The organism is Paludibacter sp., from assembly GCF_009712605.1.
In the GTDB taxonomy this organism is placed as follows: domain Bacteria; phylum Bacteroidota; class Bacteroidia; order Bacteroidales; family Paludibacteraceae; genus Microbacter.
This window is the reverse complement of the sequence record NZ_WASO01000001.1, coordinates 378,078-399,770: the sequence shown is the minus strand read 5'-3', so window position 1 is coordinate 399,770 and position 21,693 is coordinate 378,078. Positions and strand designations below refer to the sequence as shown.

Here is a 21,693-nt window from a genome sequence, read left to right as displayed (position 1 = left end):
GATGAATGAGTTTCATCTTGCATTGCTACGGCTGTGTTCCTCCTCGCCTTCGGAGAGGAGGTTAGGAGGAGAGGTCTGAACAACAATCTATCAGCCAATTTCTTAATAATCTAGCCGATACAAATTCTATTATAAATTTCACACCAATGAAAAAAGACAACCGTTTATCGTGGGGTATCACTCTTATCTTTTTTGGGGTGCTTTTTCTGCTGGACCACCTGCATTTCATTCCCGAAAGTGCTGCTCAATACATTTTTGAGTTCCGCAACTACCCAATCTATGCCGGCATCATCTTCCTGTTAACCAACAAGAACCTGACCATTGGGATTGTTTTGCTGGTTATCGGACTTTTCCTGCGCCTTTCGGACATCATTCAGATGACCCGTAACTTTTCCGAATACGTTTGGCCTTTGCTTTTGATCGTTGCCGGGGCGGTTCTACTGTTTGGTTCAAAAAAAGGGAAACGCTAATCTATCGTTTATGAAAGTGGTTTGTATCGGATCAGGCAATGTGGCGACTCATTTGGCAAAAGCGATTCACGAAGCCGGATTTACTGTTTCTCAGATAGTGAGCCGAACCGAAGAAAACGCAAAAAAACTAGCTCTGTCGGTAAATGCCGAATGGACGACCTCTCCTGACGACATTGAAGAAGCTGATATTTATATCTATTCTGTCAGCGACTCCGCATTGTGTGAGATTATTCGCCTGAATCCGCACAAAGAAGGACTACACGTACATACAGCCGGAAGCATGTCGCTATCTCTGTTTGCCGACATAAAAGAACGGGGTGGCGTGTTGTATCCGTTACAAACTTTTTCAAAAGGGAAAGCGGTTGACTTCAAGGATATTCCTCTTTTCATAGAGGCATCCAATGCTAACGACCTGAATATTCTCAGAGAACTGGCTTCTGCCATCAGCAATAAAGTATACGAAGCAAGCTCTGCACAGCGCCAACAGCTACATCTAGCGGCCGTATTTGCCTGCAACTTCACCAACCATCTGTTTGCCATCGCAGAATCCATTTTGCACGAAGCTGACATCCCATTTGAAGTGCTTCGCCCGTTGATTCAGGAAACCATTGACAAAACAGCAACGCTTTCGCCTCGCGAAGGTCAGACAGGACCTGCTGTCAGGAAAGATTTCAACGTAATGAACAAACACCTTGACAAGCTAACGGATCATCCGCGATGGCAAGAAATATATCGGTTACTGTCAGAAAGCATTATTGACAACCACTGACATTTAAGACAACCCAGGACAATAGGGTCTACATCAAGCAAGCCATCATCAAACGACCATAACTCCGTCCTTTAGGGCGGAGTAACGAACGAGTTCTTAATAATGGGCTTTAGCCCTGAGGTATTTATTCCTATGTTTTTCAGGGCTAAAGCCCGTAGAATATTCGTCTGTTTTTGCCTCCGCCCTGAAGGACGGAGTTATGAAAACCGCACACCTGTACAACAATTACTATTTCTAACAAATCCGCAGAATAACCAATATCATAAAGAAAATGCGGAATCAAAACGGATTCCGCATTTTCTTTATTGCTATTTATTCACGTCGAATTCAAGCACTTCTTCCAGCTTTTGTTCTTCCAGATAATGGATTAACGGTCGGGATACGTTAATTGATTTGCTTCGGGCAAACATCTTAATATTCACATTGTTTATCTCATCTTTCACATTAAAGAAAAGAGAGGTTCGTCCGGTTACAGACTGTTCAAAAGCCAAAGCCTTCAGGTCGCTGATCAATTCGTCGGTCAGCTGGTTCAAATCGATTCCGATGTTCAGCGACTTGATCAGAGTTCCCTTCACGTTGTGCAGCTCTTCAATTTTTGAGATTTTGAATTCCCACACAATCGGTTCGTCCGGACTACGTTCTTTCTTGAATTTCCAGTCCGAACCCCGTTCTTTGACGTTTCCGCGGAGGCAAACAAACAAATCCTTAATCATATACTTGTTATACTCTATATAATCGTTGCCGAAAAGCATAAACTCATACGATCCGGAATAATCCTCAATCATCAGCGAACCGAAAGGCCGTCCGGTTTTGGTCGTCCCCTGACGGAACCCGGTAACAATTCCACCGGCAACCACTTCCCTACCCTTCAACGCTTCAATTTCCTTGAAGTCGATCATGTGGGTATTACAGCCATATTTCAACTCTAACTCAAATTCATCCAGCGGGTGAGCCGAGAGGTAAATACCTACATAATCCCGCTCCTTATTAAGCCGCTCAAGTGTAGACCATTCTTCTGCAGGAGGCATTACCGGTTTGGCTATTTCTACCTCCTCAAATCCCCCGAAAAGAGAATTGGTGATGGTTGCTTTATCGTTTTGCACTTTGTTTCCATAGCGAATCAACGAATCAAGCGCCAGCTCGTCTTTGCCATTTGAAGCAAAGTATTGTTCGCGTTTCACATCGCTAAACGTATCAAAAGCACCTGCAAGAATAAGACTTTCAACTGTTTTTCGGTTACAGGCATTGAGATTAACCCGTTCCATAAAATCGAACACGCTCTGGTACGGCCCGTTTTTCTCCCGTTCACTTACAATCGCCTCAACGGCACCTTCGCCCACACCTTTAATTCCACCTAAACCAAAACGAATTTCACCCTTACTGTTAGATACAAAAGTCAAGCGACTTTCGTTCACATCAGGTCCAAGCACCGGAATTCCCATCGCCTTACACTCATCCATAAACTTGGAAATTTCAGTGATGTCATCCTTATTTCGGGTTAAGTTGGCAGCCATAAACTCTGCCGGATAGTTAGCCTTGAGGTATGCAGTCTGGTAAGCAATCCAGGAATAGCAGGTAGCATGAGATTTGTTGAACGCATAAGACGCGAACTTTTCCCAGTCGCCCCATATTTTCAACACCACCTCTTCCGCATAACCGTTTTTCTTACAGCCTTCGACAAATTTCACCTTCAGGTGAGCCATTTTATCTTTCAGCTTCTTACCCATGGCCTTACGCAATGTATCACTCTCGCCTCGTGTAAAGTCGGCCAACAAACGCGAGAGTAACATCACCTGTTCCTGATAGACTGTAATCCCATAAGTGTCTTTCAGATACCGCTCCATGATAGGAATATCGTACACAATAGGCTTTCGGCCGTGCTTACGATCGATAAAATCAGGAATGTATTCCATTGGCCCCGGGCGATAAAGGGCATTCATCGCAATCAAGTCCTCAAACTGAGTGGGACGAAGTTCGCGAAGGTATTTTTGCATCCCGGCCGATTCAAACTGGAATGTTCCGGTGGTGCGACCAATACTATAAAGTTCGTACGTTTTCTTATCGTCGATGGGAATTTTGTCAATGTCAAGATCTATGCCCCGTGACTGCTTGATATTCTTCAACGCTTCCTTAATGATCGAAAGTGTCTTCAGACCAAGAAAGTCCATCTTTATAAGACCCACATTCTCAATAACAGACCCTTCATATTGAGTAACAAGGACATCCTCATCGCTTCCTTTTTCCTTGGCGGTACTTAGAGGCACAAACTTTGTCAGGTCGTCAGAACCAATAATAACACCACAAGCGTGAACACCCGTCTGCCGAATGGTGCCTTCAAGCATTTCCGCATATTTCAGGGTATCGGAAAGATTCCTGTCACTCGAATTGAGAGCTGCCTTCAGTTCCGGAACATATTTCAGACAGGTCTTCATGTTCACCTTCACCGGCTTATCGTCCACATCGGGCAAGCGGTCGGGTATCAGTTTGGTAAGTTGAATCGCCTCCTGAAGCGGAAGATTCTGCACACGGGCAACGTCCTTGATGCTCGACTTGGTGGCCATTGTACCATAGGTGATAATGTGCGCCACCTTCTCTTTTCCGTATTTATCAGTTACCCAGCGCAATACTTCACCACGCCCGTCATCATCGAAGTCAATATCGATATCAGGCATCGAAATACGGTCAGGGTTAAGAAAACGCTCAAACAGCAAGTCGTATTTAATTGGGTCGATGTCTGTAATTTTGAGACAGTAGGCAACTGCAGAACCCGCCGCAGATCCACGGCCGGGACCAACAGAGACGCCCATCCCCCTGGCTGCCTGAATAAAGTCCTGCACAATAAGGAAGTACCCGGGAAAACCCATTGTCTTCATCACGTCCAGCTCAAATTCGATACGTTCGAGCGTTTCGGCCGGCAATGGATCTCCATAACGTTCCTTTGCCCCGATAAAAGTCAGTTCGCGCAGGTAATCGGATTCAAACTTAATACGGACAACCTTATCGTATCCACCCAGCTTATCAAACCTGTCGCCAAATTCTTTTCTCAGGTCGTCCTCCGAGAAACGTTCTCTATACGCCTGGTCGGATCCAAAACTTTCCGGAATCGGGAACATCGGCATCAACGCGTCCGAGTCGATGCTGTAACGTTCTACTTTATCGGCAATTTCAAGAGTATTAGCAAGAGCCTGAGGCACATCCGCAAAAAGCTCCGCCATTTCTTCCGGTGTTTTCAACCACTCTTGTTTGGTATAGCGCATTCGGTTCGGATCGCTAAAATCCTTACCCGTGCTCAAACAGATAAGGCGATCATGGCCTTCCGCATGTTCCTGATTTACAAAGTGAACATCATTGGCTGCTATTACTTTTGTATTGGTCTTTTCTGCCAGTTCAAGCAACTTCGCGTTCACTATCTGCTGCTTTTCGTATACATTGAAATCAGCCTGTGGCACAGCCGCTTTATGACGTTGTAATTCAAGGTAAAAATCTTCGCCAAAACGTTCCTTAAACCACATGATCGCCTGTTCGGCACCTTCTATATCACCAGACAGAATTTTGCTCGGGATTTCGCCCCCCAGGCAAGCTGTTGTAACGATCAACCCCTCTTTGTATTTATCCAGAATATCTTTGTCAATACGCGGACGGTAATAATATCCGTCAATCCATGCAGCAGAAATCAGCTTACAGAGATTCTGGTAGCCTTTTTTGTTTTTGGCCAACAGAATAAGGTGATGACCACTACCATCTTCTTTTATCGATTTATCGAAACGGGTACGGCGTGCAACATACGTCTCACATCCAAGAATCGGTTTGAAAAGGTGAGACTCTGCTTCTTTGAGCTTCTCCTGCAACCCGGCAATGTCAGTTTCAGCGCCTCCGTTTGTTTTGAGCTCTTCAATCTGCGCCTTCAGTTGCTTTATTTCGTCTTTAACCTTACCATTCTTTTTATTCGCATAATCGCAGAGTTCCTTGATACCAAACATAGAGCCATGGTCAGTCAGGGCAAGAGCGTTCATGCCGGTAGCCACCGCTTTATCAATCAGGTCGTTCACTTTCGACATTCCGTCAAGAATGGAATAATGCGAGTGAACATGCAAATGCACGAATTTATTCATATTTTTGATAATAAACTATTTACGATTACAAAAACCAAAAAATACATTGTCGGTTTTTCTGGTTCAAAGTTACAAAAAAGGAAGGTTGTCTTTCGCTGCTGTTGAATAAAATTCGACCAACATCAGTGTTAAAACAATAATAAGGTGTAAACAACGGGTTAACGGAGCTATCTGCGAAAGATGGTTTTCACGAAGCGGTACCACACTCTCTGAACCTGAACAAAAAGCCATCTTTCAGATCTGTGAAGGCGTTCGAATTTATAATGTGGCTGATGAAGAGTACTGAAACGTTCGTCGGTATTATCAGGTTTCTCATATTGTTCCGGATACACCACCAAAACATTGTGCGCCGTATCCGACAGAACAGAGTTTTCTACCAGTTTATCGAAAGTTTCATCATACGAGATGGCATTAGGACGAGCTGCAAAAAACACGCACATATCGGCATCTGTTATATTCCCTGACAACGGATGCAGCTCCTCCACGGCATGATAAAGGAAAAACTCAAGAGAAACGCCATGATGCATTTGTTTGTGATGCATCACAACAGCCCGTGTTTCAGGCGTTGAATAGACCATAATTTCCACATGCAGCTTTCTTGCAATATTGCTCACATGCGCAAAACAACGTCCGAAACCCACCTCCAGTTCTGCTCTTCCCGGCAGGAACACAATCAGACGGGATGTCTGTTTCAGATGAAAGACCGGTTTGTAAATAAACAACGAACAACTGACGCCTTTCAACAACATTTCCGTCATCAATCCGAAAAGCGTATCGCGCGATTTTAGTTTCTGGTGCAAACCAATCACCACATCTGTAATTGCATATTCTTTAGCCGAATAGAGAATACCGCTTGCCACATTCACATCATAGCGGGAAATTCGTTCCACCCACTGATCGGCGACCGACGCCACCTTAGCTGCCTGCAACAACAAGCGATCGCCTTGCTCTTTATGAGCCTCGTCGTTATCGTTCACTACCCTGAGCGCATATAAATCTTCTTTCGACCTCGGGTTTTTAATGGCAATGGAGAATTCCACGAGATGATCCAGGGTATGAGGGTTAGCAACGGTAAACATGATTCGTTCACGTCTTTTCTCTTCCGGCACCGAATCATCCGCTACACGTCCGGCCGACAACATTTGCCGTGCAGCATTCTCTGTCACAAGCATACTTATCGTTCCCGATACCAGAATCATAATTACTGCACCGGTCATCACACTGTCCGGCAGCAAATGTGACCCGTCGGGCAACGTGATGGCATAGCCAATCATTACCGTAACCAACGTGATACCCGCCTGACCGTTACTCAGTCCGAAAATCATCTGCCGTTCGTATCGGTTCATCGAGAATGTTTTCTGCGTCAGCAATGCTACAATCCATTTGGAGCAAACAGGCACCAAAACCATGACCAACGCCACCAAAATAGCATCAAATCCGGAAGCCAACACACGAAAATTGATTATCATTCCCAAAGAGATAAGGAAAAAGGGCACAAACAGCGCGCTTCCCACGAATTCCAGCCGATTCATAAGTGGCGATATCTTGGGAATTAAGCGATTGAGCGATATGCCCACCATGAAAGCCCCTAAAACACTTTCTAAGCCGGCTACCTGTGCAAAGAAAGCTCCAAAGAAGACAAGTGCCAGTACAAAAATATATTGCAACACACTGTCTTCAAATCTCTTAAAGAACGAATGCGCTATTTTGGGATATAACCACAAGACGATAACACCGAACAAAATCATCTTGGCACTTTCCAGCAACCAGGAGGTATTTGATCTCAGCAACGAAAACTGATCGGACACAAGAGTGAGAATAACCAGGGATGCGGTAACCGTGATAATGCTACTGACTGTAGCAATCTTTACCGGACGCCTTGCTCCCAGACAAAAACGGCTCACCACGGGATAAGCCACCAAAGTATGAGTGGCGTACATGCTGGCAAGCAGTACAGAAGTTGCAAAACTGAAATGAAGGAGATACATGCCGGACAAAAGACCTAGCGTCATTGCCACAACAAACGAGTAAAAACCAAACACGCCGCCTTTAATCCGGTTTTTGCGCAAATCGTTGATTTCAATCGAAACTCCCGACATGAACACGACATAGAGCATCCCCACATTCCCAAAAAGATGGAAACTATCATCGTTTGAAAGCACGTTAAACCCGAACGGGCCAAGAGCTATTCCCGCCAACACCAGACCCACCAATGGCGGAACTCTCAACCTGTTGAGTAACAACGGAGAGAACAGGATAACCAGCAAAACGACTGCAAAAATCAACGTCGGATTTGCCAGTGGCAATATAAAAGGAGAAGCGGAATGCATCAATGGTAAAAGAGTAATTCTATGCAAGAAGCTGTTTTAACAGGCTCTTGTGGCAAATATACGAAAAGTTTGAAACAATCGGGGAAGAATCGGGAATTGATAACACCTGATTTTGAACGAATATTTTCCTTAACTTTGCACTTCGAAAACAGATAACCACGTTGCCTGCTAACAATCTAACAGGCAAGCAAAAACAGAGCACATGCCTGCACAACCATACATTTACGAGCTTAAAATGAAGGTGCGCGACTACGAATGCGACCTTCAGGGTATTGTAAACAATGCCAACTACCAGCACTATTTCGAACATACACGTCACGAATTTTTGCTAACCAAAGGGGTTAGTTTCGCCGAATTACATAATAAGGGGATTGATGCGGTGGTAGTTCGCCTGGAAATGGCATTCAAGTCATCCTTACGTCCGACCGAAGAGTTTGTTTCCAAGCTTTACCTAAAAAAAGAAGGATTGCGTTACGTTTTTTATCAGGCTATTTATCGCCTTGCCGACAACAGACTGTGCATTACCGCCAAAGTAGATAATGCAGTATTAATCAACGGAAAATTGGGACATTGCGAAGCACTTGACAAAATCGTGGAAGAGTGCGAAAAGAGCATTCCGCAATAAAACGATTCGGTTATTAAAACGGACTACCAAAGAAGTGTGCTTTATATTTGAGGTAGGGTTCTATGTGACGACGACGTTTTTCCTCAAAAATATCGGCAACCGTAATCATAATCCCTGTGTCAAAAATATTGGCAAATTCCTGATTGATACCGGTACCAAAGGTTCTCATTGTAGGTGATAAACCGATATAAGCATTGATAAGTGCCGGAATATTAACCCCAAGCGTGCGGACTTCGAGATTGAGTTTGCGATAATTATCCTTAAACGTCTTTTCGTTAAAGAAGGCATCGTAATGTTTCATTTTTTCTTCTGAGGGACGAAAATCATGCTCCTTTAACGTTACCAGCGATTCGTCATCATTGAAGTAACGATACATGAAATAGAGAATCATGTCGCGTGCTTCGGCATTGAAATCGGGATAAATAGTCACCTTACCGATCAGATATTCAGTATGTTCGTCGGTAGCCAACGCTCCCAAACCATCCCAAAGATTGTCAAGAGCAAAAAGACTTTTAGCGCCTTTATGAGAAGATTGATAAGCAGGGGGAACAAAAGCGCGTCCGAGATCAATAGTTTTGGGAAGATATTCGTCAATGAATTTCGGAGAGAAATGAAACATGTGAGAAGTAACCGCCACCGGCTGGCCTTCGGAGTCAAACTTCATGTCGCGTCCGTGAAGGAAACGGTAGCCACCCATGATTTCTCGTTCCTCCTCGTTCCATACGATCAGTTGCTTATATGGCTCGTCCATCGTATCAAACTCGTCCACGTCGGTTTCCTGCCCGGTACCACCGCCGGAAGCCCGAAACGAGAGTTCACGCAGTCGGCCTATCTCCCTCATCACATTGGGTGAATCGTGAGACGTAATGACATAAATATGATTATTTGCCTTATTCGTGGGACGTAAGAGTTTGTCTGCCGTCAGCTCGCTTAAAAGTAAATTTGTATCTACGGGAGGAATAATATCAATCATAAGTTTAATAAAAAAACCGGACAAAAGTAAACATAATTATCGAACAATCAGACAGAGAGAACAGATTAATTTTTTATTACAGATAAAAACAAAAAGCTGCAGCAACAATCCGACCACCCCAAAGAACCTTCAAATCTCTATAAAACAAGCCAATATAAAAAATACACTGACTTTCAGATAATTATATAAATTTTACCACGAATAAAATTTTAAGAAACCGGATAAAAGCTGTTGAAAACATGTTGGAAAATATTCAATGTGTTTTAAAGTGGGGAATTGTGGGGCGATGAAAAATTGTATATCTTTACACCATCTTATGCAGTTTTGAAACAACATGTCTGTTTTTATTGGAAATAGTGACGCAAAGGCCGATGCAAAGGGCAGAATCTTCATTCCGGCCCATTATCGCAAGGCGCTTCAGGAGGGCGAAAGCAGCCGCCTCGTGATGCGAAAAGATCCTTACAGCAATAGCCTCATGCTTTATCCGGAAACGATATGGAATCAAAAACTCACTACCCTGAAAAACGGACTTGACGAATGGAATCCGACCCATCAGATCGTTCTCATGCAATATGTATCTGAAGCCGAATGGCTGGACATGGACTCACAAGGCCGGGTACTCATTCCCAAAAAATATTTACAGCTGATTGGCGCCGAATCTGAAGTTCAGTTTGTCGGAATGCTCGACACGTTTTCTTTGTGGGCAAAAGGCAATTTTGAAAAAGCCAAGCTGCCGGCCGACGAATTCACCAGTCTTTTGCAACAAATCATGTCTAAGCCCAAAAACACGCAAGAACAATAACATCAATCTCCATTACTATGAGTGAATATCACGTACCTGCCCTGTTAAACGAAACCATCGACGGATTAAACATCCGCCCGGACGGGGTGTATGTTGACGTCACCTTCGGAGGCGGAGGGCATTCAAAAGAAATTCTCAACCATCTTGGCAAAAATGGCAAGCTCCTGGGTTTCGATCAGGATGAAGCAGCTTATAACAACCGGCTGGATGATGAACGCTTTATCTTTGTCCGCAGCAATTTCCGCTATATCACCAATTTCCTGAAATATCACGGCATCGAAAAAGTCGACGGTGTTTTAGCCGACCTTGGCGTTTCGTCGCATCACTTCGACAGTGCCGATCGTGGCTTCTCTTTCCGCTTTGACGGCAACCTCGACATGCGGATGAATAAAAAATCCACGCTCAGCGCCGAACAAATAATCAACACCTATCCGGAAGAAAAGCTGGCCAATCTCTTCTATAATTACGGAGAGTTGAACAACTCCCGCAAACTTGCCTCGGCAATTGTCAAAGCGCGGTCTCAAAACAAAATTACCACAATCAATGAATTGCTGGAGATTCTGCAACCTTTCTTTCGGTTTGAACGGGAAAAGAAGGATTTGGCAAAAGCATTTCAGGCTATCCGTATTGAGGTAAATAACGAAATGGGAACCCTGAAGGAATTGCTGACCCAGATTCCCGACTTACTGAACCCGGGTGGCAGATTGGCCGTTATCACTTATCATTCGCTCGAAGACCGTCTGGTAAAGAATTTTATTCGCAGTGGAAACATGGAGGGAAAAATCGAAAAGGATTTCTACGGCAACGTACAAACACCCCTCAAAGCGATTAACAACAAACCGATTATTCCTACAGACGAAGAAGTAACAACCAACCCGAGAGCACGAAGCGCGAAATTACGCGTAGCAGAAAAGGTTAGTGAACGAAAATAGCACGAACATGGACTCGACAGAACAAACCACACAACCCAAAGAAACAGGGAAAGCAAAACAATGGAGCTTCCGTCAATGGATGAGCGGAGACATTCTGACCACTGATTTTTTCAGAGGACAGATTTTTCTCTTTCTTTTGCTTTGTGTTATCGCCATATTCTATATTGACAACCGTTTTGCCTGCGAACAACAAATCGTGAAGATCAACCGGCTAAAAGAACAACTCACCAATGCCAAATACGAATCACTAACCACCTCGTCAATACTGATGCAAATCAGCAGACAATCGCAGGTTAGTGTCGAAGTGACCAATAAAGGCATTGACCTTCAACCATCTTCAGAACCCGCTATAAAAATAGATGACAATGAACAATGACCGCCGCGACATATTGCTCCGATTTGGTATTGTGTATGTAATAATACTGGCAGTAGCCGCCGCAATTGTTTTCAAAATAATTGACATACAATATCTTGAACGACCAATATGGATGAAGTTAGCCTCCAGGCTGACGCAGGCCGACAGAGAAGCGCCGGCCAACCGCGGTAATATTTTTGCTGCCGACGGAGAACTTTTGGCAAGTACATTGCCGAAATACTACCTCTACATGGACATGCGCTCTGACGCGCTTCACGACACACTGAAGAATCACACTAAACCACTCTTTTACGAAAAAGTCGATTCTTTAGCCATGTCTCTTTCCCGAAAACTGGGAGACAAGTCAAAAGACGAGTATAAAAGAAGCCTCATTAGCGCCTACAAACGGGTCGATAAACGCTTTTTGCTCTACCCTTACCTGGTGTCATTCTCCGATATGCAGCAAATCAGGAAATTTCCGCTGTTCAATTTAGGGAAAATAAAAAGCGGTTTGTGTGAAGAGGTTTATGCACGTCGTGTACGTCCTTTTGGCGATTTGGGATCAAGAACCATCGGCGATATTTACGGAGACGGAGCCCGTGGTGGAAAAAACGGTATCGAACTTGCATTCGATTCATTGCTAAGAGGCAAACCGGGAGTATTCTCCCGTCAGCGAATCGCAGGAAGATGGGAAAACGTGGTGGCCGTTCCACCTGAAAACGGAGCCGATATTTTCACCACTCTCGATGTATCCATTCAGGATATTACCGAGAGTTCGCTTCTGAAAGAGATGACAGCACTGCAGGCAAATGAAGGCTGCGCTGTTGTAATGGAAGTGGGAACCGGTGAGATTAAAGCAGTGGCAAATCTTGGCCGCTTACCGGACGGGAGCTATGCAGAACGCAGGAATGAGGCTTTTGCCGATCAGGGAGAACCTGGCTCTACATTTAAAGTGGCGTCCATCATGGCTGCTCTTGATGACGGCTTGATTTCTGAAAACGACACAGTGGATACCGGAAACGGACTTTATTCATTCTTTGGTCAGGTGATGAAAGACCATAATGCAGACAGAGGCGGGTATCACAAAATATCTGTTGCTCAGGCTATCTGGTATTCTTCCAACGTAGGTGTTTCCAAAGCGATTTACAATGCCTACAAAAACAATCCGGGGGCTTTTGTCGACAAGTTGTACAGCATGAAGTTGAATCAACGCATGCATTTCGACATTCCGGGAGCAGGAAGACCGCATATTAAACACCCGAACGACAAGAATTCAATTTGGTCGAACACATCTCTCCCGTGGATGTCAATCGGATATGAAGTCGGCATGCCTCCCATTTACACGTTGGCATTCTACAACGCGATTGCCAATGGAGGCAAGATGATCCGTCCTTACTTAGTAAGATCAGTGCAACGGGATGGCAAACTTATCAAATCGTTTACGACTGAAACCATAAACGAAGCCATCTGTAAACCGACAACCCTGACCAAGATTAAAGCAATGCTCGAAGGCGTTGTCACCAACGGAACCGGTAAGAGTGTTGCTTCTCCGTATGTGAAAATTGCTGGTAAATCGGGAACAGCGCAGATTTCGAAAGGAAGCGCCGGTTACAAATCGAACGGCGTTACCCACCAGGTATCGTTCTGTGGTTATTTTCCGGCTGACAATCCCCGCTATACAGTTATTTGCGTGATTCGTCAACCACAAATTGGTATCGCATCCGGCGGGCACATGGCAGGAGCTGTTGTCAAAGATATTGCGGAACTTGTTTATGCCAAGAAAATCACCGTAACACCTAAAGAGATTGCTAAAACCAATAACTCTCCGAAAATTCCGGTTGTGAAAGGCGGCAATTACAACGAAGTGCAAACCGTACTTTCGCGCCTGGCAATCAACTTCATGGGTGATAAAGGCAACTATAAATGGATTCAGACCGTGTCTGATGCAAGCAGCGTTCAGGTACGCCCAATGGAAAACAGACGAAATTCGGTTCCCAATGTTGTAGGATTAGGGGCTAAAGATGCCGTATATTTACTGGAAAACATTGGCTTACGGACACAACTGGTTGGCCGCGGAAAGGTGGTGGCACAATCGCTCGCTGCCGGAGCCTATCCACAGAAAGGTCAAACGGTTATTCTCTCGTTGCAATAAAGACTAAATCAGAAACTCAACTATTAGAAACTATATCTATTGACTGATTAATATATTATCATATAACGTTTTGCAGGCCATGACCTCTCCCCTACCCCCTCTCCCTAAGAGAGGGGAAGGATCTGCAAAACGAACTGAACTCTAAACATTTCACTACCTTGCTCCTCCTCCCCTCGGGGGAGGAGGCCGGGTGGAGAGGTCTGAAATTGAGATTTATATACACCTAACCTGTATAATATTCATTAGAAAAAGGACTTAAAATGCAGTTATCATCATTACTCCAAACCATAGATATCATCAAGACGATCGGCAGCGCCGACGTTGAGATTGCCAATGTACAATTCGACTCGCGAAAAGTCACCGAAGGATCTCTGTTTATTGCAACCAGAGGTACAGCTACAGACGGACACCAATATATATCCAAAGCAATTGAACAGGGAGCCATTGCTATTGTTTGCGAAGAATTGCCTAAAACGCTCAACGAGAAAATCACTTATATTCTTACTGACAGCAGTTCTGAAGCGTTGGGAATAATCGCCCACACCTGGTTTGGTAAGCCTTCTACAAAACTAACACTGGTTGGGGTTACCGGCACAAACGGAAAAACCACCACTGCCACCCTTCTATACCAATTGTTCCGCAAATTCGGACACAAAAGCGGACTACTTTCGACGGTTTGCAATTATATTGACGAACGTCCGGTAGAGGCAACACATACCACGCCCGACCCTCTTGAACTGAACCAATTGTTGGCCGAAATGGTTTATGAAGGTTGTGAATGCGCTTTTATGGAAGTAAGCTCCCACTCTATCGATCAACGGCGTATTGCAGGATTGCAATTTGCGGGCGGAATTTTCAGTAACATCACCCGTGACCATATTGATTATCACAAAACTTTCGACGCATACCTGAAAGCGAAAAAACGTTTCTTTGACGATTTGCCCGAAACCGCATTTGCGCTCACCAATCTGGACGACAAAAACGGCATGGTGATGCTGCAAAACACCAAAGCCACAAAGAAGACCTATTCTACACGTACACTGGCCGACTTCAGAGGCAAGATCATCGAAGAAAACTTCGACGGCATGGTGCTTCACATGAACGACATAGAGGTTGCAGTTCCGTTTATCGGACGTTTCAACGTTTCCAACCTTTTGGCTGTATTTGGCACCGCCGTACTTTTGGGCTGTCCCGAACACGACGTATTGGTTCATCTGAGCAGCCTTCAACCCGTTTCCGGCCGTTTTGAGGCATTGCGTTCTCCCAATGGATTTACCGCCATTGTTGATTATGCTCACACCCCTGATGCCCTGAAGAATGTACTCGGCACCATCAACGATATTGTCAATGGCAAAAGTCAGGTGATTACTGTGGTGGGGTGCGGTGGAAATCGCGACAAAGGGAAGCGCCCGATGATGGCTCGCGAAGCAGTCGGCGCGAGCAACAAAGTTATTTTCACCTCGGATAATCCACGCGACGAAGAACCCATGGACATTCTGAATGATATGCTTGCCGGACTTAACGACGAAGAAAAACGCGGCACGCTTACCATTCCCGACAGAGAGCAGGCTATTAAAACTGCTTGCATGTTGGCTCAAAAAGGAGATGTCGTCCTCATTGCCGGCAAAGGCCACGAAGATTATCAGATCATTAAAGGAGTAAAACATCACTTCGACGATAAGGAAGTTGTTCGTTCGTATTTTGTCTCAATGCAGTAAATCCATCAACCAAAATATCCATTTCAAAACAAAGATCAAATGCTTTATTATCTTTTCCAATATCTTCACGATTTGCACGTTCCGGGTTCGGGTATGTTCAGCTTTATATCGTTTCGTGCCGGTATGGCCTTCATATTCGCCTTGTTGATTGCGACTCTGATCGGACGGAAGATCATTAATTACATGCAGAAAAAACAAATCGGAGAAACCATCCGCGACATGGGATTGGAAGGGCAGCTCTCTAAAAAAGGCACCCCTACCATGGGAGGTGTCATCATCATCATCTCCATTCTGGTTCCGGTTTTATTATTCGGCATCCTGCACAACATCTACACCGTACTGATGATAGTTTCTACCATCTGGCTCGGATGTATCGGTTTTCTGGATGACTATATAAAGGTATTCCGCAAAAACAAGGAAGGGCTTCAGGGACGATTCAAAATTGTCGGACAAATCGGACTTGGCCTTATTGTCGGCCTGACGCTTTACCTGAGTCCTCAGGTGGTAATGCGCGAAAACGTAGGCGTGAAATACACCGGCAACGATCAGGAAGTGGTCATGTACCGCAATTACGATTTCAAATCGACCCAAACTACAATTCCTTTCGTCAAAAATCACAACTTCGATTATGCAGATGTTTTCTCATTCCTCGGAGAAAATGCTCAAACCTGGGGATGGGTTCTTTTTGTGCTGGTAACTATTTTCATCGTCACAGCAGTATCAAACGGATCAAATATGACCGACGGACTCGACGGACTGGCGACAGGCTCTTCGGCGATTATCGGGGTAACGCTCGGTATACTCGCCTACCTATCGAGTAATATCAATTACGCGTCCTACCTCAACATTATGTACATACCCGACGCTGGCGAACTCGTGGTATTTGCCGCGGCATTTATCGGGGCAACAGTAGGATTTCTTTGGTACAATGCCTTTCCTGCTCAGGTATTTATGGGCGACACCGGCAGTCTGACACTGGGAGGTATCATTGCCGTCTTTGCAATTATCATTCACAAAGAATTATTGATCCCGATTTTGTGCGGTATTTTCTTTGTTGAAAATCTGTCGGTAATGATACAGGTGGCACACTTCAAACGGACAAAAAGAAAATACGGAGAAGGACGCCGGATATTTAAGATGGCACCACTCCACCATCATTTCCAAAAACCCGGAAATTCCGGCATACAGGCGCTCATTCAACGTCCGTACCAGCCTATTCCCGAATCAAAGATCGTTATCCGTTTCTGGATGGTTGGGCTGATGCTCGCCGCATTGACCATCATCACACTAAAAATGCGTTAAATCTATAACTATACAGCGTTATGGCAACAAAAATTGTAGTACTGGGAGCCGCTGAAAGTGGAATTGGAGCAGCAGTTCTTGCCCTAAAAGAAGGTTTTGAAGTTTTTGTATCTGACTTCGGAGCCATCAAGCCGGAATACAAAGAGATGCTCGAGAAATATAACATCCCCTGGGAAGAAGGAAAACACACAGAAGAAATAGTGCTTGCTGCATCCGAAATTATCAAAAGCCCGGGCATTCCCGAAAAAGCTCCTATCATCAAAAAGCTCCGTGAACAGGGAACTTCCATTATCTCGGAAATAGAATTTGCCAAACGCTACACCAACGCTAAAATGATTTGTATCACAGGAAGCAATGGAAAAACCACTACCACTTCACTGATATATCACACCCTTAAAAATGCCGGTCTCAATGTAGGTCTGGCGGGCAACATTGGAAAAAGCCTTGCTTGGCAGGTTGCTGAATGCAACTTCGATTGTTACGTGGTGGAACTAAGTAGCTTCCAACTCGACGGCATGTACGATTTCAAGGCCGACGTAGCTATCTTGCTTAACATTACACCGGATCATCTGGATCGTTACGACTATAAATTTCAGAATTACATCGACTCAAAATTTCGTATCATTCAGAACCAAACAGCGGAGGATGCCTTTATTTACTGGAATGACGATCCAATAATTACCGCCGAACTCGAAAAAAGGAACATAGCATCCAACCGTTTGCCTTTTGCTCTCGAAAAGAACAAAGATGAAAAGGCATACCTTGAAGGCAGCAATATCGTATTCAACATCAATGATCCGTTTTCCATTCCACAGGGTGAATTGGCAATTCAGGGAATACACAACCTTTACAATACGATGGCAGCCGGTCTGGCAGCGAAAACCATCAACGTAAAGAACGAAGCAATCCGCCAGTCATTCAGTAATTTCCAGGGCGTGGAGCACCGGCTCGAATATGTTGCCACTGTACGTGGAGTTCGTTACATCAACGATTCAAAAGCGACCAATGTAAACTCATGCTGGTATGCCCTGCAAAGCATGAAAACACCAGTGGTACTCATTTTGGGCGGAACCGACAAAGGAAACGATTACACCGAAATAGAAGAACTTGTACAACAAAAAGTTCACACACTCATTTTCATGGGGTTGGACAACCACAAACTACATGATTTCTTCGATAAAATGGGCAAAAAAACGTTCGATGTTCAATCGATGGAAGCCGCGATCAAAACAGCCTACGACAACAGCGTAAAAGGCGACACCGTTTTGCTCTCGCCTTGCTGCGCAAGCTTTGACCTGTTCCAGAATTACGAAGACAGAGGTGTTCAATTCAAAGAACATGTCAAACAATTATAATTACTAAATCCCGACGTTCATGTTAATGTTTTATTCAAATAAAAGAATTTCCAAATGGGGATTCTGGCACAAAAAGGGCAAGTGGCCATTCTGCATAACCGTAGGAGTAAGCATTGGATTGGTCATTTATGCCATATTCCTCACTCTTTTTATCATTTCGGGCAGCTATCTGTCCGTTGCGCGAATGATTGGAGCCACACTAGCCATCGCTCTTGGCGGTACCGTCATCGGTTGGATGGCATGGTACGAAAACGAAGAAAAATACGATCACTGGCTTAAATCTCAAAAAAAGAAGTAAAAACAAACGACTCATAAACTATCAGGTATGCGCGATTTCTTCAAAAAATATTTCCAGGGCGATTCGGTTATATGGACAGTCTTCTTTCTGCTCTGTATGATCTCTATCGTGGAGCTTTACAGTGCCAGTAGTTCTCTGGCATTCAGAGCTTCCAACCATGCTGCCCCGATGCTGCGCCATGCCATGTTTCTGGCGCTGGGAGCTGCCATCGTAGCAGGCGTACACATGATCAACTACAAGAGCATCAACAAGTTTGCATACATCTTACTGGTCATATCGGTACTGGCCCTGATATATGCGCTACTGAGAGGGGTCAACGCCAACGATGCAAAACGTTGGATCGGAGTAGCCGGCATTCAGTTCCAGCCATCGGAATTTGCCAAAATCTCGTTGCTGGTTGTGGTCGCAGATCTTATTTCAAAAGCAAAGAATGCTGAAGAACTCAACAAATCGTTCATCAAAATAGTTGCCGTTACGCTTGTTATTTGCGGCTTAATCTGCTTAGAAAACTTATCTACAGCATGTATCCTTTTTGGAGTTGTTTTTCTGATGATGATTATCGGACGAATTCCATTCAAGAAATTAGGCATGTTATTGGGTGGAATTGCCGTTGCTATTTTGCTTCTGATTGCCTGCATGCACATTGTCCCGGAAAATCACCGGCCCAAAGCATTCAATCGTTATTATACATGGGAGAATCGTATTGCCAGGTTTATGAAGCACGACAAAACCGAAAAAGATAAATACGTAATCACCGACGAAAACTATCAGGTGATGCATGGACAAATTGCCATTGCTCGGGGCGGTGTAATTGGTGTATTCCCCGGCAACAGTCTTGAACGCAATTATCTGCCACAGGCTTACGCCGACTATATTTATGCTATTGTTGTGGAGGAAACCGGACTCCTTGGAGGTATATTCGTCATGGCGCTCTATCTTTTCCTACTGTTCCGAGCGGGACAAATAGCGTGGCGATGTAACGAGCCCTATCCTTCACTGCTGGTTATAGGCCTTACGCTTATGATTGTCATCCAGGCCATGGTAAGCATGGGTGTGACAGTGCATTTAGGTCCGGTTACAGGGCAACCTTTGCCCATTATCAGTCGTGGCGGAACATCTATTCTGGTAACCAGCGTCTATTTTGGCATCATCCTCAGCGTAACCCGCTATTTCAAAAAAGGGAAACAAAAAACGGAGTCTCCCGATACTAATACGACAGCAAATGAATCAGCCGAATAAATTTATTATCAGCGGAGGAGGAACCGGAGGGCATATCTTCCCAGCTATCGCAATCGCTAATGCCTTAAAGGCAAAAGTCGAAAATGCAGAGATTCTCTTTATCGGAGCTGAAGGCCGCATGGAAATGGAGAAAGTCCCTGCCGCAGGCTACAAAATCATCGGGTTACCGATCCGTGGCTTCGATCGCACGAACATGCTTCGCAATGTAAAAACATTGTTTCTGCTTGCTAAATCAATGTATAAAGCGAAGAAAATCGTGAAAGCCTTCGAACCCAACGCGGTAATTGGTGTTGGCGGATATGCCAGTGGCCCCACCTTAAAGGTAGCTTCTCAGCTCGGCATTCCCGTAATTGTTCAGGAACAAAATTCTTTTGCCGGCGTCACCAACAAACTTCTGTCCGATAAAGCAGCCTGTTTCTGCGTTGCTTATGAGGGAATGGAGCGCTTTTTCCCAAAAGAAAAGATTATACTTACCGGTAATCCCATCCGGCAAGACCTTCAGCTCGATCCGGCAAGAAAAGAAGAGGCATATCGGTTCTTCAATCTTGATCCGGCCAAAAAGACGCTTTTGTTAATCGGTGGTAGTCTCGGAGCACGCACTCTAAATCAAAGCCTCTTGGCGCATCTTGAAACATTGGCACAATCTGGCATACAGGTAATCTGGCAAGCCGGAAAAATCTATATTGAGAACCTGCGCAAAGAAAGTGCCTCATCAATTACGAAAGACATTATCCTGACCGATTTCGTAGCCCGCATGGATTACGCGTATGCAATCGCCGACTTAGTCATCTCACGCGCCGGAGCAAGCTCCATTTCCGAATTATGCCTGCTTGGGAAACCGTCTATTCTGGTTCCGTCACCCAACGTAGCGGAAGATCACCAAACGCATAATGCAATGGCTCTTGTACATAAAGATGCTGCCGTGATGATTAAGGATGGGGACGCAAAAGAACAATTAGTCCCTGCCGCATTGAAGCTAATAGAAGACAATCAGCAGTTATCGCTGCTTGCAGCCAACTGCCTGAAACTGGCAGAAAAAGATTCGGCCGCTCGAATAGCCGATGAGATCTTGAAAAGAGCGAAAATCAACTGAGTTTATGCTTTGGCCGCGGACAGGAATTGCTAATTTCCAGTTCACGGCTTGTATTTGCCAGTTGCTTACTCAACCTTACCAGTTCAACATTCAATCCCCCAAGTGCAGAGTCCGGACTTTGCAGTTCGTAATTTGTTAATACCAGTTAGCTATCTGTTAACGGCAGTAACGGGTTCAAACTATCCAGTTCATTATTGCCCTTGTCCAGCTTCTTGTTTGATGTTGCCAGTTCAAAGGTTATAAATCACAGTTCGGAGTTCGGATTTCTAAGTTGGCAATTAATCGGCAGAAGTTATATATTCAAGAAATCTACAGAATTGATCGTCATAGTGAGGGAGTCACTTAGAGTGACACCCCACTAGTCCGGATAATTACGATTTTACCACATTGAATTCCAGTTTCGACACCTGCTTGAACTGCGCTGCAGAGGCACCAAATACCGATTTGACATAGGTTTTAACGTCGGCTGAAATGTCGACCAGTCCGCTAAGGCTTTTGTAAAGCACCTCGTTGCGGGCAATACGTGCGTTGTCGAGTGTCTTTTCGGCTGTCACCACGGCAGAATTCAGCGTACTCATGTCGTTGTATAATTGCCGGAGAGTAGCGACCTGCAATTCCGGTTCGTTGGGCTTGTACTCGGGTATCGAGCCGAGTTGTAATACCAGTTTGTTAAGATTCTCCAACCGACTGTCATAACTCATTTGCGACACCGATATTTCTTTTGTTGACTTGCCTTCGGCTGCAAGTGTAGTCTTTTCTTCCTCTGTCAGTTTCGGTGTAGCTTTTGCTCCCTGTATTTTATGTACCAATGCCTGCACGTTGTCGTCTACCGCTTCAGTAGTAGAAGTCGACTTTACGGCATTCAGCAAACGGGTGGCCAGCTTGCTAAGCGGTTCGAATTTTACTTCGCGTGCCGCAACGGCATTTTTGAATGCCGGCAGCGCTGCATCGACTTTGTTGAGCGATGTCCGTGCCGAAGTGGCAAGCGTTTGCAAAGCCGGGATCTGAAGCTCAGGCCGGGAGGGTTTGTACAGAGTTCCGAACGAAGCTACCGATGTAATCATCTGGTCAAAATTGGCCACATTCTTGGCGTGGCCGGTTTCCGAAATGCTAGTCATAAAATGTCGATTAAGAGGTTAATAAATTTGGATAATATTTAGTCTGTCAG

At 44.8% G+C, this 21,693-nt stretch carries 17 protein-coding genes; 13 read left to right on the top strand and 4 right to left on the bottom strand.

Features of this window, described 5'->3' with window-relative positions; all coding sequences use genetic code 11:
- Nucleotides 1-146: 146 nt before the first annotated feature.
- Nucleotides 147-470 (top strand): DUF5668 domain-containing protein, encoded by a 324-nt coding sequence (locus F8N35_RS01405; protein ID WP_293049568.1) that lies wholly within the window; start codon nt 147-149, stop codon nt 468-470.
- Between the two features lie 10 nt (nt 471-480).
- On the top strand, nt 481-1,239 hold the full coding sequence (locus F8N35_RS01400) for a Rossmann-like and DUF2520 domain-containing protein (RefSeq protein WP_293049567.1): 759 nt from the start codon (nt 481-483) through the stop codon (nt 1,237-1,239).
- A 308-nt stretch (nt 1,240-1,547) separates the two neighbouring features.
- Here the strand turns inward: F8N35_RS01400 and dnaE are convergent, their stop codons facing one another.
- Both dnaE and F8N35_RS01390 read right to left on the bottom strand, forming a co-directional pair.
- Nucleotides 1,548-5,351, bottom strand: coding sequence for a DNA polymerase III subunit alpha (gene dnaE / locus F8N35_RS01395; protein ID WP_293049566.1), 3,804 nt, complete (start codon nt 5,349-5,351; stop codon nt 1,548-1,550).
- Between the two features lie 167 nt (nt 5,352-5,518).
- The gene (locus F8N35_RS01390) at nt 5,519-7,708 is read right to left on the bottom strand and encodes a cation:proton antiporter (protein WP_293049565.1); all 2,190 of its coding nucleotides are present in this window, start codon (nt 7,706-7,708) and stop codon (nt 5,519-5,521) included.
- Nucleotides 7,709-7,883: 175 nt separating this feature from the next.
- Between F8N35_RS01390 and F8N35_RS01385 the strand changes: the two genes are divergently transcribed.
- On the top strand, nt 7,884-8,306 hold the full coding sequence (locus tag F8N35_RS01385; protein WP_293049564.1) for an acyl-CoA thioesterase: 423 nt from the start codon (nt 7,884-7,886) through the stop codon (nt 8,304-8,306).
- Between the two features lie 13 nt (nt 8,307-8,319).
- Here F8N35_RS01385 and F8N35_RS01380 read toward each other — a convergent pair whose 3' ends face one another.
- The gene (locus tag F8N35_RS01380) at nt 8,320-9,279 is read right to left on the bottom strand and encodes a GNAT family N-acetyltransferase (protein ID WP_293049563.1); all 960 of its coding nucleotides are present in this window, start codon (nt 9,277-9,279) and stop codon (nt 8,320-8,322) included.
- Between the two features lie 334 nt (nt 9,280-9,613).
- Here F8N35_RS01380 and F8N35_RS01375 point away from each other — a divergent pair, with 334 nt between their 5' ends.
- From F8N35_RS01375 to murG, 10 genes are all read left to right on the top strand, one after another.
- Nucleotides 9,614-10,081 (top strand): division/cell wall cluster transcriptional repressor MraZ, encoded by a 468-nt coding sequence (locus F8N35_RS01375; RefSeq protein ID WP_068701354.1) that lies wholly within the window; start codon nt 9,614-9,616, stop codon nt 10,079-10,081.
- Nucleotides 10,082-10,098: 17 nt separating this feature from the next.
- Nucleotides 10,099-11,013 (top strand): 16S rRNA (cytosine(1402)-N(4))-methyltransferase RsmH, encoded by a 915-nt coding sequence (gene rsmH / locus F8N35_RS01370; RefSeq protein ID WP_293049562.1) that lies wholly within the window; start codon nt 10,099-10,101, stop codon nt 11,011-11,013.
- A 7-nt stretch (nt 11,014-11,020) separates the two neighbouring features.
- Entirely contained in the window at nt 11,021-11,389 is a 369-nt protein-coding gene (locus tag F8N35_RS01365) for an FtsL-like putative cell division protein (RefSeq protein WP_293049561.1), read from the top strand.
- Nucleotides 11,379-13,520 (top strand): penicillin-binding protein, encoded by a 2,142-nt coding sequence (locus F8N35_RS01360; RefSeq protein WP_293049560.1) that lies wholly within the window; start codon nt 11,379-11,381, stop codon nt 13,518-13,520. The genes F8N35_RS01365 and F8N35_RS01360 overlap by 11 nt, the downstream gene beginning before the upstream one ends.
- Before the next feature lie 260 nt (nt 13,521-13,780).
- Nucleotides 13,781-15,238 (top strand): UDP-N-acetylmuramoyl-L-alanyl-D-glutamate--2,6-diaminopimelate ligase, encoded by a 1,458-nt coding sequence (locus tag F8N35_RS01355; protein WP_293049559.1) that lies wholly within the window; start codon nt 13,781-13,783, stop codon nt 15,236-15,238.
- Between the two features lie 39 nt (nt 15,239-15,277).
- The gene (mraY, locus tag F8N35_RS01350) at nt 15,278-16,540 is read left to right on the top strand and encodes a phospho-N-acetylmuramoyl-pentapeptide-transferase (RefSeq protein WP_293049558.1); all 1,263 of its coding nucleotides are present in this window, start codon (nt 15,278-15,280) and stop codon (nt 16,538-16,540) included.
- Between the two features lie 20 nt (nt 16,541-16,560).
- The gene (murD, locus tag F8N35_RS01345) at nt 16,561-17,895 is read left to right on the top strand and encodes a UDP-N-acetylmuramoyl-L-alanine--D-glutamate ligase (protein ID WP_293049557.1); all 1,335 of its coding nucleotides are present in this window, start codon (nt 16,561-16,563) and stop codon (nt 17,893-17,895) included.
- A 19-nt stretch (nt 17,896-17,914) separates the two neighbouring features.
- Nucleotides 17,915-18,193, top strand: a complete 279-nt coding sequence (locus F8N35_RS01340) for a hypothetical protein (RefSeq protein ID WP_293049556.1) — start codon at nt 17,915-17,917, stop codon at nt 18,191-18,193.
- A gap of 27 nt (nt 18,194-18,220) precedes the next feature.
- The gene (locus F8N35_RS01335) at nt 18,221-19,432 is read left to right on the top strand and encodes an FtsW/RodA/SpoVE family cell cycle protein (RefSeq protein WP_293049555.1); all 1,212 of its coding nucleotides are present in this window, start codon (nt 18,221-18,223) and stop codon (nt 19,430-19,432) included.
- On the top strand, nt 19,416-20,525 hold the full coding sequence (murG, locus tag F8N35_RS01330) for an undecaprenyldiphospho-muramoylpentapeptide beta-N-acetylglucosaminyltransferase (protein WP_293049554.1): 1,110 nt from the start codon (nt 19,416-19,418) through the stop codon (nt 20,523-20,525). Before F8N35_RS01335 ends, murG begins: the two co-directional genes overlap by 17 nt.
- Before the next feature lie 371 nt (nt 20,526-20,896).
- On the opposite strand, the gene F8N35_RS01325 is transcribed toward murG, so the two are convergent.
- Nucleotides 20,897-21,643 carry a hypothetical protein gene (locus tag F8N35_RS01325; RefSeq protein WP_293049553.1) on the bottom strand — a complete coding sequence of 249 codons (747 nt, stop codon included), beginning with the start codon at nt 21,641-21,643 and terminating at the stop codon, nt 20,897-20,899.
- Nucleotides 21,644-21,693 lie beyond the last annotated feature (50 nt).